Below are 13,480 nucleotides of genomic sequence, written 5' to 3' on the forward strand. Positions count from 1 at the left end.
GAAGCTACTTCTTGGGCTTCTTTTCGTCGAGCGATTTTCCGTTGAGCAGGATGCCGCTGGAGGATTCGTTGAGGGTGGGGGAGAGTGCGGGGCTGCTTGTTGCCGTTGTCGCGTTTTTCTCAGGGGCGGGACTTGGTGCGGGACTCGGTGCGGCCCCTGGTGCGGTGAACTCGGAAAACTGCTCCGCCGTCAGTGCTCGCACCCGGCCTGTTCCGTTCACGATCTGAGATCTGAGCTGAACTATTCCGATAGCGAGCACGATGCCTACGGCGCACACGACCAGAATTTCGGCGCGGCCCTCGCTCACTCGTTGGCTGAGGACGGTGGCGAAGGTGTCGCCGAGAAATCCGCCATCTCCGGAGACGGCCAAAAAGGAGGCGTAGGAGTGGGCTATCACCGCGGCGCCGAAGCCGAGCACGACCGCGACCCCGCCAATGGTGATCGCGGTGACGAGCGCGCGCCCTCGGAGCGGTGACCGGTGCGATCCCAAGTCGAATAGTTTCAGCGCGACCCACATTCCGGAGGCGGCGAAGAATATCCCGATCATTTGCCGCACGCCTGTTGCCAACGCGATCACCGTGGGAATGAGGATTGCCACGGGGATTGCTGTGAGGGCGAGCACGAATCCGCGTCGCGGTGCGTACTGTTTCGCGAGGCGTGCGGGAACCTTTTTCGACAGCCTGACTATTGCTTTATAAGTATTTTTTGTCATGACATCGCTGTTGTCGGTTCGCGACTTGTGGGGGCTAGCAGTGCTCAACAGGGTGTCCATTCAGTAGACCTCCGGATGCTGGAGGGGTGCTTTCAGGCGACGATTTCTGGGCCACGTCTCGGCCTCGCGGATCAGCATAACCGACAGCGAATATAACGCGAGCGACCCTTATTCACCCGTGACGGCGTCAATAGGGAACAGCGGCGATGCTGCGACGGCATCACTACTTCTGGCAGCTCGGGCACCACCACATGTAGCGGGTGTCGGTGGGGCCGGTGCCGAGCTGATCCGACTCGATGCGGGTGCCGCAGCGCAGGCACGGTTCGCCGCGTCGCCCGTGCACCCAGTAGCGGGGTTTGCCGCGCGGCAGACCGGTGAGGTTGCGGATCGGGCGGTCCTTGTTCACCATGATCGCCTTGTAGCCGAGCGCGACGAGGCGTTTCGGATCGGCGATCTCGCCGATGGGGGTGTGCGGGCGCACACCGCGCAGAAAGCTCAACTCGTTCGCGAACACATTGCCGAGGCCGGCGAGGTTCCGCTGATCGAGTAGTGCGAGTGCAACCGGGCGTGCTGGGTCTGACAGCAGGTTTGCCAACGCGAGTTCGGCATCCCAATCGGGGCCGAGCAGGTCGGGGCCTAGGTGCCCCACGATGCTGTCTTCGGATGCCGTGGGTACCACCTCAAGCAACCCCAGTTCGAAACCTATCGCCACTTTCGTTGCCGTGCTCAGCACCCCGCGAGCCAGGTAGGAGGGCTTGCGCCACCGTTCCCCGGCGCCGTAAATCTGCCACACGCCCTCCATCTTGAGATGGCTATGAATGGTGAGGCCGCCGCTGGGTTCGCCCGCTGTGGCTGCGCCCGCGGCTGTGCCTGCGCCTGAAGCTGCAGAAGCCGAGGCGTCGGCGGCCGGCGCAACCCGAATCAGCAGGTGCTTGCCGCGTGGCACGACACTCGTGACGGTCTGGCCGCTGAGGTCGAGGGTCGCGAAGGCGGGCACCCGAAAGTCGGTGCGAGTGAGAACTTGACCGTCGAGAGCCGCGCGCAGTTTGGCTGCCGCCTTATAGACGGAATCACCCTCAGGCACGGAGCCTCAACCCCTGCGGAGTGGGCACGAAACCAGCCTCCACGAGAGCTTTGCCCACGGGAGTGCCGACGGCGAAGTCGCCATTCACCTTCTCGATGCGCAGCTTCGGCAGCGTGCCGCGGAGGGTGCTCGTGAGCGAACGCGTCGCGGCATCCACGACAGCTGGTTCCAGATCGAAGGCCAGCAGCGACTTGCCGCCGCGCTCTAGGTAGAGGGCAAGATGCCCATCGACCATCACGACGATCGCACCCGCCTTGCGGCCCGGGCGATGCTTCTTGGGAGCATCCGCAGCGGATTTAGCGGCTGTCGCCCAGCCTTCGTCTGGCGACGAGGGGGCGTCCGAGTCGCTCCCTGCGGGATTAGCTGTCGACGAGCCAGCACTTGCACCAGAACTGCCAATACCGCCAGAATCTTCACCAGCATCCTCGCCGCCAACCACCGGCCACCCCAGCGCCGCCCCGTAGGGGTTGGCGGGGTCAGTCGCGGCGAGAGTGATCGCGCGAAGCTCGGGCGCAGCATCCGGATCCCGCGTGAATCCACGCAGGCGGTCCACGGTCGCGCCGGTCGCGAACTGGGCCGCGCCGAGACCGTCAATGAAGTAACCGCGGCGTGCCCGGCCGGTTTCTTCGAAGCCGCTCAGGACGCGGTACGTCAGGGCGAAGCCACCGCGGATGCCCTCGCTCACGACAGCGCCGCGAGTCACGACCGCGTGCCGCTCGAGCATCAACTCGGCGGTCGACTTGGCGCGCACGGTCGTGTCACCTTCGGCCGTCTCGAGCAGCGCCCACCGGCCGGACGCACTCGGCGGCCCAGCTTGAGCGACGGTCGACACGCGACCGCGATAGGCCCGAGCCCGCGCTGGACGAGGGGCCCGCGTCGCCCGTTGAGTCCCGCCGAGATGCGCCCGCAACGGCGCAAAACTGTCATTGGTGATGAGCGAACGCCACACCAAATCCCACAGTTCCTTCAGCAGCACCTTGTCATCCGTGCTGCCCACCTGGTTCGACAGTTGTCTAAAGAAGAACGCGCCACCACCGGCCAGCGCCTCGAGAATGTTCTGCTGCAGTTCGCTCAGCCCGTCGCGGTCAGGTGCCGGAAGCGTCAGCGCCGCGGTCGCCGCCGGGTGCAAACTAATCCAGCCATCGCTGCCCGCCAGCGCGCCCTGCCCGGCCCAGACCACCTCACCCGAGGTCGTCAGTTCGTCGAGCCACGCGGGCGAGTAGTCGCGTACGCGCGCGCTCAGAATGAAGTTCTCCCACGCGGATGCCGGGGCTGAGTACCCAGCAAGTTGGTCGATGGTCTGCGCCAGGCCATCAATACCGCGCAGGGAGTCACCGGCAGCGGAGACGTGTTGCCAGGCGGGCAGGAACCGACCAAGCGTCGCGTCGGACACCGGCTCGACCTCTTGCCGCAGTGCCGCGAGCGAACGACTGCGCAGGCGACGCAGCACATCCACCGAGCACCATTCGGTGCCACTCGCTCCGGGGCGGAACTCGCCATCGACGACACGGCGGTCAGCCGCGAGGCGACGCAGGGTGTCCTGCACGACGGCGGTTCCGAGGCCAAAGCGGGCGGCGGCATCCGCCAGTGTGAAGGGTCCGTGGGTGCGGGCGTAGCGACTCACGAGGTCACCGACGGGATCGTCAACGGGCTCGATGAAGGCGGCCGGAACGCCGATCGGCAGCGGCACCCCAAGGGCATCGCGCAGGCGAGCGGAATCTTCGATGACGGCCCAGCGGCGTTCGCCCGCGATGGTCACTTCGAGCACGCGGTTCGCTTTCGCGAGCCCGGTGAGGTCGGTCGTGAGGGCGGCGCCGGTTACGAGCGAGCGCGCTTCGATCTCGGCGACGGACTGCGGGCCGAGCACGCGCAACAGATCGACGAGCCCTTCCGCATTTCGGGCATGACGGTCAGGCACGAGCCGCTGCAGTTCGTTCTCGGTCTGCTCGATGACGCCGGGGTCGAGCAGTTCGCGCAGCTCAGCGCGCCCCAGCAGCTCGGCGAGCAGCGCCGGGTCAAGCGAGAGCGCAGCGGCGCGACGCTCGGCCAGCGGCGAATCACCCTCGTATACGAAAGCGGCCATATAGCCGAACAGCAGGCTGCGGGCGAACGGCGACGGTACATCCGTTTCTGTCTCCATGACGCGGATGCCGCGGCTGGCGATGCGCTTCGTCAGCGCCGTGAGCGCCGGCAGGTCGTACACGTCCTGCAACACTTCGCGCACGGTCTCAAGCACGATCGGAAAGCTCGGGTACTTGCGCGCCACATCCAGCAATTGCGAGGCCCGCTGGCGTTGTTGCCACAGCGGCGAACGCTTGCCGGGGTCGCGGCGCGGCAACAGCAGCGCACGCGCAGCGCACTCCCGAAAGCGCGCGGCAAAGAGGGCTGAGCCGCCCACTTCTTCTGTGACAATCTGTTCGAGCTCGTCAGCGTCGAACACGAAGAGGTCGGCACCGGGTGGGGCGGCATCGGTGTCGGGGATGCGCACGACGATGCCATCGTCACCGGCCATGGCTGCGCCATCCACTCCCAGCTGTTCGCGGATGCGCGCCGTAATCGCCAACGCCCAGGGTGCGTGCACGGGCATGCCGTACGGGGAATGCAAGATCACGCGCCAGTCGCCCAGCTCATCGCGGAACCGCTCCACCACGAGAGTCGTGTCGCTCGGAACGTGCCCCGTCGCCGCCTTCTGCTCGGTCACGAGGGCGAGCAGGTTGCTCACGGCATGCTCATCAAGCCCGATCGATTCGGCCCGAGCGCGCGCATCGTCAGCGGATGCCGTAGCAATTTCTTTAGTGAACGCCCCGATGGCTTCGCCCAGTTCCGCCGGCCGACCCAGGCCATCGCCCTTCCAGAACGGCACGCGACCTGGTTGCCCGAAGGCGGGGGAGACGAGCACTTGGTCATGGGTGATGTCTTCGATGCGCCAGCTGGTGGTGCCGAGCGCGAAGACGTCGCCGACGCGCGATTCGTAGACCATCTCTTCGTCGAGTTCGCCCACTCGACGGCCGGGAGCTCCTGCTTCGCCGCCGATCATGAAGACGCCGAAGAGGCCGCGGTCGGGGATGGTGCCGCCCGAGGTGACGGCCAAGCGCTGCGAGCCGGGGCGACCGCTGATGGTGCCGGCAACGCGATCCCACACCACGCGCGGCCGCAGCTCCGAGAATTCGTCGCTCGGGTAGAGGCCACTCAGCAGGTCGAGGGTCGCGTCGAAAGCGCTGCGGGGCAAGGTCGAGAACGGCGCACTGCGGCGCACGGTGTCGAACCAGTCCTCGATGTCGATCTCGTCGAGTGCGACAGCCGCGACGGTTTGCTGCGCGAGCACATCGAGCGGGTTCGTCGGCACCGAGAGAGCCTCGATTTGCCCGCTGCGCATCCGTTCAACAGCAACAGAGGTGTGGATGAGGTCGGTGCGGTGCTTCGGGAACAGCATGCCTTTAGAGATTTCCCCGACTTGGTGCCCGGCTCGCCCAATGCGCTGAAGCCCGCTTGCGACCGACGGCGGCGACTCGACCTGAATGACCAGGTCGACGGCACCCATGTCGATGCCGAGTTCGAGCGAGCTGGTCGCGACAACACAGCGCAGCACGCCGGTCTTGAGATCATCTTCGATGATCGCGCGCTGGTCCTTGCTCACGGAGCCGTGGTGTGCGCGGGCGAGCAGCGGAGCGGCGCCCATCGTGGAGCCGCCCTGCGCCATCATGTCGGAGGGTGGCTTCCACGGTTGTTGCGGGGCGGCGTAGGCCGTGGCATCCGCACTGGCTTGGCTGCGGGCGCGCGCTTCGTCGCCGTCGACGCTGCCGTCGTTCATCCGCTCGTCATAAATCTCGTTGAGGCGTGCGGTCAACCGCTCGGCGAGGCGCCGAGAGTTCGCGAACACGATGGTGGAGCGGTGCTCGAGAATCGCATCGACAATGCGCTCTTCGACGTGCGGCCACAGGGATGCCGCCGACTCGGGCGTTGCTTCATCGTCACTGCCGTCGCCGCCGCTGGCTTTGCCGCGCGCCGACGCCACCGTGCCGGGAATCGTCATGTCGGGCACGGGAACGACGACGCTCAACTCGAACGTTTTGGTCGACGGCGGATGTACGATCGTCACGGGGGAGCGGCCGCCCAAGAACCGCGCCACTTCTTCAATCGGTCGCACAGTCGCTGAGAGTCCGATTCGCTGCACGGGTTTCGCGAGCAGAGCATCCAACCGTTCGAGCGACAACGCCAGATGCGCGCCACGTTTGGTAGCGGCGACGGCGTGCACCTCGTCGATGATGACGGTGTCGACATTCTTGAGGGTCTCACGGGCCGCCGAGGTGAGCATCAGGTACAGCGACTCGGGGGTCGTGATCAGGATGTCGGGAGGAAGGCGGGCAAGCAGGCGCCGGTCTTGCTGGGTCGTGTCTCCCGATCGCACGCCCACGGTGATGTCGGTCTCACCGAGCCCGAGCCGGCGAGCGGTTTGGGTGACGCCGACGAGGGGAGCGCGAAGGTTGCGCTCGACGTCAACGCCGAGGGCCTTGAGCGGAGAAATGTAGAGCACGCGCGTGCGCTGCTTGGGGTTCGCGGGCGGCGGACTCGATGCCAGCTGGTCGATCGCCCACAGGAACGCGGCGAGCGTCTTGCCCGACCCCGTGGGGGCAACAACAAGTGCGTGCGCCCCGGTAGAGATTGCATCCCAGGCCCCGAGCTGGGCCGGGGTGGCAGCATCGAACGCGCCCTCGAACCACTCTCGGGTGGCGGGCGAAAATTTGCCGAGCACGTCGCTCATGTCTCTATCTTCGTCGCAACCCCTGACAGAGCCCTACGGATTTCGCCGTAGGCGTGCAGCGCGACTGTCAACGGCGGTAACGACGCACCACACGCGAACGCCGTTCACTCGCGGCCGCAGAGCGAACCGCACCATGAAACGCTACGAGTGCGTGTGCAAGAAGCTCACAAAGTCGTTGAGCTCGTCGGTCGAGATCGCGTGCGCGAGCCCCTCATAGATGCGGGTCTCAGCACGCGTGTGGTCGACGAGCCACTCTTCGGTGCGCTCGATCGCGGCGGTCGGAATGACCGGGTCATCAGTGCCACGACCCCAAAATACGGGCGGGCGGATGCTCGTGAGCGCCGCGTCACCGGGGTGCTCGGCGCTGGCCACGAACCCGGAGAGTGCGACGGCACTCGCGAAGCGTTCCGGGGCGAGCCGCAAGAGTTGGAGCGACATCGCGGCCCCCTGCGAGAAACCGAGGAGACTCACACTCGTGTACTGCTGGGTATCGAGCCATTCGAGCACGGCGTTGGCGGCGTCATCCACGCCAGAAACCTGGGGGAGTCCGCCGCCGCTCAGATCGATGGGGAACCACGAGAACCCGCCGCTTTCGGGGATCGGTGCTCGCAGCGAGGCGATTACGGGGCCGAGTGGCAGGGCGGGAGCCAGCGAGAACAGATCGCCCTCGTGGGAGCCATACCCGTGCAGCAGCACGATGAGCGGGCGGCCGGCCCGTTCGCGTTCAGGGGCCGACCAGAGCACTGCGGAGGAATCGATCTGCATGCCCAAAGCCTACGCGGCGCGGCTAGGGACCGACTGTGACGGCAAGTGCCGTAGAGAAGAAGTCGAACTTCTCGCCGAACGTCGGGATCGTAGCGGTCTCGCACGTCAGCATTGCGACAAGAGCGCCGCCAGAATTCGGCATTGACCGCGCGACGATTTCAGTGCTCATGGCGACATCGTCAGCGTTTCTTTGGCTGATAGTCGCCGACAGGAAGTCGATCGTTGACCCGCTTTCGGCAGCGACGACGGGAATGCTGGTCGCTGCGCCGGCATTGATCACCAACGCCTCAGAATTGCCGGCCGTCAGTGCATCGAGCTCCTGAGAAAGCAGATCAGCGGAGAGCACGGCATCCCCAGCATCCTCGGCGTTGGGTGCAGCGAAGCTCTGCGAAGCGATCAGCTCGCACCCGGTGGCATCGTCTCGATACGCCGCGAGGCCGACCAGATCGAGGTTGAGGGGCTGCCAGGTCGGGTCGAGGGTCAACGCCCACACGGGGTTGCCCTCGAAGATCGCACTGCCGTCGATGGGGACGTGATTGGTTGCCGATACCTCGCCACTCGGATCTTCGCCAGAACCCGAAGAAGCATCATTGTCGACCCCACAGTATCCATCGGCGTAACAAATTACGGTCTGTAGTGCGCGGTCGAGAACAACGTTGGCAATAAGCGTATTGGCGATACCTGACACGATCATCACGGGAATGCCGATGAGCAACGCCCATGCCCACCAGGGCCAGCGACGCCGAACGGTTGAGGTCACAACGGTGCTCCCGTGATCGGGATGCTCCTGCCCAGCGGTAATAGGCGGGGTGTGAGCTGGGTGCTCAGCGTCGGGCAGCGCCGGGCTTGAGGGCTCGGCAGAAGTGGAGGCGTTCTCGGTCATGGTTCCCTTTCGCACGGCAGGCGAGTGCCCGCACAGGAACGCTAGTTATGGGTGTAGCTACCGCCACCCGAAACCGCGAGAATTGTGCACAGCGGCGGCGCAGGTCAGGGTGTGGAGGTTTAGAAGCCGGCCGTCACCGTGAGCCCGCTGACGAGGTCGTTGAACGGTGACTCCCCAGCTTCGTAGACCGATGTTTCGCACAAAACCAGCGCGGCCATGATGCTGCCCGACGCGGGCATACCCCGCACCAGAAGCTCTGAGACCCGAGAAGTTCCTTCAGAAGATTCCTGGTACTGGGCTGTGGTCAAAAATTCAATGCTGACGCCGCTGGACTCGGATGCCACCGCGACGTCGACTACGCCCGAATCCAGCTCTTGCATCGAAACGCCGTTCAACATAAGGGCGTCAAGTTCTTCCTGCATCGCTGCTTGGGACGCTGCGAGATCGCCTCCGGCGGGAGTGCTCACCGCAGTCTGACGTTGGGAGGTGACGATGTTGCAGCCGGTGGCGGGATCTCCAAAACTATTGATGCCATCCTCGTCGAAAACCTTGATCTCCCAGTCGGCATCCAACGGTACGCCCCAGACGGGCGGCTCACCGAAGTTGGCGTTGCCGTCGAGGGTGATGCGGTCACCGCTAGCGGGCTCCGCTGGTTCTTCGGCGGAGATAGGCGGCAGGCCTTGCCCGCAGCTACCGGGAAGGCTGCAATCCTCTTTGTTTGCGATACCGACGATGACGACGGCAACGATTACAACGGTGACAATCATGCCGATGACGAACAGTGCGGCGGCGATGATCAGAGCCCAGGCCCAGCCGGGCAGGCCCGACTTGGCAGCCGTGTTATCGGCAGTGTTCACCGGTACCTCTTCGGGTGCCGAACCGTGCGGTGTCTCATCAGTCATGGTGCCCTCTCAGCGAAAGGGCGCATGCCCATCTGAGGAATGTTAGCGAATCGGCGCGACGTTGGCGCGCACTAAACGTTCCGTGATGGGTGACAATGGAGCATGAGCTCCGTCGGCACACCAGACCCCAACTCCTCGTGGCTATCAGACGAAGAGCTCGCTGAGACACGCAGACGCTTACCTCTTCTCTACGTTGAGGCTGTTCCCGTACGCGTGGATGGGCTGGGTCGCGTCACTGAGGTCGGCACCCTGGTGCGCGGCAATGATGGCGAGATCACTCGCACCCTCGTCTCTGGCCGTGTCATGTTTGGCGAGACGTTGCGCGATGCTCTGTTTCGTCATCTGGAAAAGGATCTGGGCCCCATGGCCTTCCCTCTCCTGCCCGCAAGCCCGACCCCGTTCATGGTCGCCGAATACTTTCCGTGGCCCGGCGAAAGCCAGTTCACGGATCCCCGCCAGCATGCCGTCTCGATGGCCTACGTCGTTCCCGTCACCGGAACCTGCGAACCGCGTCAGGATGCGCTTGAGCTCACCTGGCTGAGCCCCGCCGCAGCGGTCTCCGACGACGTCACCGCCGACATGGAAGGTGGCCGCGGAGCACTGTTGCGCGCCGCCCTCGCCTCCGTCGGCGTTCTGCCGTAACTCGCGAGCCCCACCACCCGTTAAACGCCGAAGGGCGACGAACCCCAACCCAACATTGCTGGGTGAGATTCGCCGCCCTCAGACGGTAAAGCTGTGTTGAGCTAAGGCTTAGCGCCCGCTGCTGGATGCACGACGGTTGGGTCGTACGACCTGGCCGACGCGAACCGGTCCGCCGTTGCCGGCCTGAGCGCGACCCTTGCCACCGCGCGGACGCGAGGGGGCTTCGGACTGCTGCTGGCGAGGCTGGTGAGTCGAACGCTGTTCGCTCGAACCCGATCCCGCTACAACGGCGCCACGGCCGGAACCTTGGCGATCGTTACGCTGCTGGCCACCGCGAGCGCCATCACGAGCGCCCTCACGCGAACCATCGCGAGCGCCATCGCGGGCTGCACCGTTACGGCCGCCACGAGCGCCACCGCCACCGTTGCCGCCACGTCCACCGGCGCCACCACGGCCACCCTCGCGGGCACCGTCGCGTTCGCCTTCGTAGAATCCGGCACCTTCGCCACCGCGACGTGAACGCTTGCGCTGGGCGTTGGCGCCCTGCGAGCGTCCACCCTGCGACTGGCCACGCACGGGAGCTGCGGCACGAGGCTCAGGCTTCACGTATTCGGCGACCTCACCGGTCAGGGCCACTACGGCATCCGACTTGGCGTTGACGTGCTGCGGGGTCACCGTGATGGCGGCCTTACGCAACAGCGCTGCAGTGTCTTTGCGCTGGGTCGGAAGAACGATCGTCACAACGTCGCCCTCTTCACCAGCACGAGCGGTACGGCCACTGCGGTGCAGGTAGGCCTTGTGCTCTGCGGGCGGGTCAACGTGGATGACCAGCTCAATGTTGTCGACGTGCACGCCGCGCGCTGCGACGTCCGTAGCAACAAGCACCTTCACATCGCCAGCGGAGAACGCGGCGAGGTTACGGTCACGGGCAACCTGCGAGAGGTTTCCGTGGAGGTCAACGGCGGGGATTCCGGCATCCGTCAACTGGCGTGCCAGCTTCTTGGCGTGGTGCTTGGTGCGCATGAAGAGGATGCGGCGGCCGGTGCCCGAAGCAAGCTTTTCGATGAGAACGCGCTTCGATTCAACGCTTTCGGTCTCGAACACGTGGTGGGTCATGGCGGAGACGTGCGAGGTCGCTTCGTCAACCGAGTGCAGAACCTCGTTGTGGAGGAAGCGGCGAACCAGCTTGTCTACACCGTTGTCGAGGGTGGCGCTGAACAGCATGCGCTGTCCATTGCTCGGGGTCTTGTCGAGGATGCGGGTGACGACCGGCAAGAAGCCAAGGTCGGCCATGTGGTCGGCCTCGTCAAGCACGGTGATCTCGATTGCGTCGAGGCTCACGAAGCCCTGCTTCATGAGGTCTTCGAGGCGACCGGGGCAGGCAACGATAATGTCGACGCCGGCCTTGAGGGCAGCAACCTGGCGGTTCTGGCTGACGCCACCGAAGATCGTGGTGGTGTTGAGGCCATAGGCGGCAGCGAGAGGCTCGATCACAGCAGAGATCTGCGTGGCGAGTTCACGGGTCGGCGCGAGCACGAGTCCGAGCGGGCGACCCGGGCGACGCTTGCCACCGGAGAGCTTGCCGCCGAGGCGAGCAACCATGGGGAGAGAGAAGGCGAGGGTCTTACCCGAGCCCGTCTTACCGCGGCCGAGTACGTCGCGGCCGTTGAGGGTGTCGGGAAGGGTGTCGAGCTGGATGGGGAACGGCGTGGTCTTGCCATCGGCTGCAAGAGCAGCAACGAGAGGGGCGGGTACGCCAAGCGAGCTAAAAGTTTGTTCAGTCAAAACGGTGGTGCCTTTCGGGCATAAGTAACAGATGGGCGTTACACCGGAGGCGCACACGCACAGTTCGAATTGAACGTGGCAGTGCTGATCTACACCGACCCAATCAGGCGCTTCGCACGGATGCGGCACACAGGTCAGATCTCGAACTTACGTTCGGCGCGGATTACTCCAGTTCGCCGGAGAAAGTTTTCTACGAGCCACACGTTTCTGATTGACGTGGGCGAGAAGAGGGAAGCGTTCTACGACGCAGGGAAACATATTTGTTTCGCAAGTAACCCCAGCGTAGCAGCAACGCCCCTAGTAGCGCTCGCCTACCGGCACTTGCCCAGCCAGAGTGTTGCCGGCCTGCGCCAGCGGGCAGGCCCACGCGGGGTCGTAGGCACACGACGGGTTGTACGCAAAGTTGAAGTCGAGCACGAGCGTTTCGGGCGTGCTGCCCGGCCCCAAGTCGGCACCCTTGACGGTGTCGAGAAGGTAGCGGCCACCACCGTAGGTGCCGCCCTTCACGCGAGAGAGAGCATCCTTCACCGGGATGAAAATTCCGCCGCCATACGACGCCAAGCGCCACACTTCGAGCAAACCAACCGACTCAATCTCGACCGTACCGAGCAGGTCGAACGGCACTACGCCATCCGTTCCCGTCTCGACGTCCATACGGCGACCGTCGCCCGGAACAATGGATGCTTCGAAACGCCAAGCGGGATCGTAGGCCTCGAACGGCAGCCCAGAGAAGTCGCGCAGGTCCTCCGGCAACAGCGGCGAGGCTGGATGCGAGGCGAACATCTCATCTCGTCCCGCACGCCACGCTGCATGGGCGCTCGCGGCATCCGGATTCTCGCGAATAGCGGCGTAGAGAGCAAAGTTGCGGCGGCGCCAGTCGGCTACCTGAAGAGCGGTCATGGGTTCAGGCTAACCCGCGCCGCCGACAGCGAGCTTGGTGCGGTCGGCTACTTGTCTCGTGAGAGCAGCGCCCGCACTTCACTCTCGGCGGAAGCGAGCCGCCGAGCATCGATAGTCTCGCCCGCCGAGAACAGGTCAACGATTCGAGGGTCGACGTAGCTCTTCTTGGCAATAGCCGGAGTATTGCCGAGCACTTCGGCGGCGGCCTCCATCGCTTGCCGAATCAATCCCGCGCGTGCCCGTTGGCTCAGCTTCTTCACGGCCACGTCGGTAGCAGCCGTGCTCACCGCCAGACTCGACGCCGCCGCGATCGTGCCACGCAGCGTGCGAAAGTCTTTCGCCGTAAAGTCGCCGCCCGTGCGTTCGCGCACGTAATCGTTGATGTCCGCAGCGGTGAGGGCACGGCGCTCGCGGCCTTCGCGCCACGAGAGAACCGAAGCATCGGGAGCGCTGCGAAGCCGCCGCCGGATGAACTCGGCGAGGTCGGCATCCACAATTTCGCTTTCCCACTGCTGGCCACTCTTGGCGGGGAAGCAGAGCTGCACGCGGTCACCGATCACGGTGACGTGATCGCACAGCAGCGTCGAGAGACCGTGGCTGCCATGCTCTTCGGCATAACGTTCGCTGCCGACGCGCAAGGAGCCGGTGTCGAGCATCCGAAAGGCTGCGGCCAGGGTGCGTTCGCGAGGGTCCTCGCTCGAACGCAGCGTGCGAGTGACGACGCCGCGCGCGCCGGGCAGCACGGCGGCAAGTTCGAGAGCGCGATCGAACTTCACGCGATCTTGCCGTTCGCGCCACGCCGGATGGTAGATGTACTGACGGCGGCCCGCTTCGTCGAAACCGGTGGCAAGAACGTGCCCGTTTTCGTAGGGAGAGATCCACACGTCGGTCCAGGCGGGCGGGATGCCGAGCGACGCGAACCGCGCCTTGAGATCGGCTTCGGTAACCGTTGCGCCCGCAGGGTCGCTGTAGCTAAATCCCTTACCTGATCGCTTGCGCGAATATCCGCGCCCTGTTGTATTGCTCCGCCGCAGTCGAGGCACCG

At 65.0% G+C, this 13,480-nt stretch carries 10 protein-coding genes; 1 reads left to right on the plus strand and 9 read right to left on the minus strand.

The genetic code is table 11. The features are described from left to right. Positions 1–4: 4 nt before the first annotated feature. The 6 genes from I6E58_RS03545 to I6E58_RS03570 all read right to left on the minus strand — a co-directional run bounded on the left by I6E58_RS03545 (position 5) and on the right by I6E58_RS03570 (position 9,108). Positions 5–712 (minus strand): hypothetical protein, encoded by a 708-nt coding sequence (locus I6E58_RS03545; protein ID WP_197130474.1) that lies wholly within the window; start codon positions 710–712, stop codon positions 5–7. 223 nt (positions 713–935) lie between these two features. Beyond that, positions 936–1,796 carry a DNA-formamidopyrimidine glycosylase family protein gene (locus tag I6E58_RS03550; RefSeq protein WP_197130477.1) on the minus strand — a complete coding sequence of 287 codons (861 nt, stop codon included), beginning with the start codon at positions 1,794–1,796 and terminating at the stop codon, positions 936–938. After that, positions 1,789–6,558, minus strand: a complete 4,770-nt coding sequence (locus tag I6E58_RS03555) for an ATP-dependent helicase (RefSeq protein WP_197130480.1) — start codon at positions 6,556–6,558, stop codon at positions 1,789–1,791. The genes I6E58_RS03550 and I6E58_RS03555 overlap by 8 nt, the downstream gene beginning before the upstream one ends. 141 nt (positions 6,559–6,699) lie before the next feature. Then, positions 6,700–7,323 (minus strand): alpha/beta hydrolase, encoded by a 624-nt coding sequence (locus tag I6E58_RS03560; RefSeq protein ID WP_197130483.1) that lies wholly within the window; start codon positions 7,321–7,323, stop codon positions 6,700–6,702. Between the two features lie 22 nt (positions 7,324–7,345). After that, positions 7,346–8,206 carry a hypothetical protein gene (locus I6E58_RS03565; RefSeq protein WP_197130486.1) on the minus strand — a complete coding sequence of 287 codons (861 nt, stop codon included), beginning with the start codon at positions 8,204–8,206 and terminating at the stop codon, positions 7,346–7,348. 119 nt (positions 8,207–8,325) lie between these two features. After that, entirely contained in the window at positions 8,326–9,108 is a 783-nt protein-coding gene (locus I6E58_RS03570; RefSeq protein WP_197130489.1) for a hypothetical protein, read from the minus strand. 102 nt (positions 9,109–9,210) lie between these two features. Between I6E58_RS03570 and I6E58_RS03575 the strand changes: the two genes are divergently transcribed. Next, complete coding sequence (locus tag I6E58_RS03575; RefSeq protein ID WP_197130492.1) at positions 9,211–9,750, plus strand: NUDIX hydrolase family protein; 540 nt, start codon at positions 9,211–9,213, stop codon at positions 9,748–9,750. Positions 9,751–9,858: 108 nt separating this feature from the next. On the opposite strand, the gene I6E58_RS03580 is transcribed toward I6E58_RS03575, so the two are convergent. The 3 genes from I6E58_RS03580 to I6E58_RS03590 all read right to left on the minus strand — a co-directional run bounded on the left by I6E58_RS03580 (position 9,859) and on the right by I6E58_RS03590 (position 13,478). Next, entirely contained in the window at positions 9,859–11,535 is a 1,677-nt protein-coding gene (locus I6E58_RS03580) for a DEAD/DEAH box helicase (protein WP_197130495.1), read from the minus strand. Between the two features lie 297 nt (positions 11,536–11,832). Continuing rightward, a complete protein-coding gene (locus I6E58_RS03585; protein WP_197130498.1) occupies positions 11,833–12,435 on the minus strand; it encodes a DUF1684 domain-containing protein in 603 nt (200 codons plus the stop codon). 47 nt (positions 12,436–12,482) lie between these two features. Next, entirely contained in the window at positions 12,483–13,478 is a 996-nt protein-coding gene (locus I6E58_RS03590) for a DNA topoisomerase IB (protein ID WP_197130500.1), read from the minus strand. Positions 13,479–13,480: the final 2 nt, after the last annotated feature.

Source organism: Salinibacterium sp. SWN1162, from assembly GCF_015864675.1.
GTDB lineage: Bacteria > Actinomycetota > Actinomycetes > Actinomycetales > Microbacteriaceae > Rhodoglobus.

Coding starts and splice junctions, on each gene's coding strand:
- I6E58_RS03545 (WP_197130474.1), bottom strand. CDS start 712: ATGACAAAAAATACTTATAAAGCAATAGTCAGGCTGTCGAAAAAGGTT.
- I6E58_RS03555 (WP_197130480.1), bottom strand. CDS start 6,558: ATGAGCGACGTGCTCGGCAAATTTTCGCCCGCCACCCGAGAGTGGTTC.
- I6E58_RS03560 (WP_197130483.1), bottom strand. CDS start 7,323: ATGCAGATCGATTCCTCCGCAGTGCTCTGGTCGGCCCCTGAACGCGAA.
- I6E58_RS03565 (WP_197130486.1), bottom strand. CDS start 8,206: ATGACCGAGAACGCCTCCACTTCTGCCGAGCCCTCAAGCCCGGCGCTG.
- I6E58_RS03570 (WP_197130489.1), bottom strand. CDS start 9,108: ATGACTGATGAGACACCGCACGGTTCGGCACCCGAAGAGGTACCGGTG.
- I6E58_RS03575 (WP_197130492.1), top strand. CDS start 9,211: ATGAGCTCCGTCGGCACACCAGACCCCAACTCCTCGTGGCTATCAGAC.
- I6E58_RS03585 (WP_197130498.1), bottom strand. CDS start 12,435: ATGACCGCTCTTCAGGTAGCCGACTGGCGCCGCCGCAACTTTGCTCTC.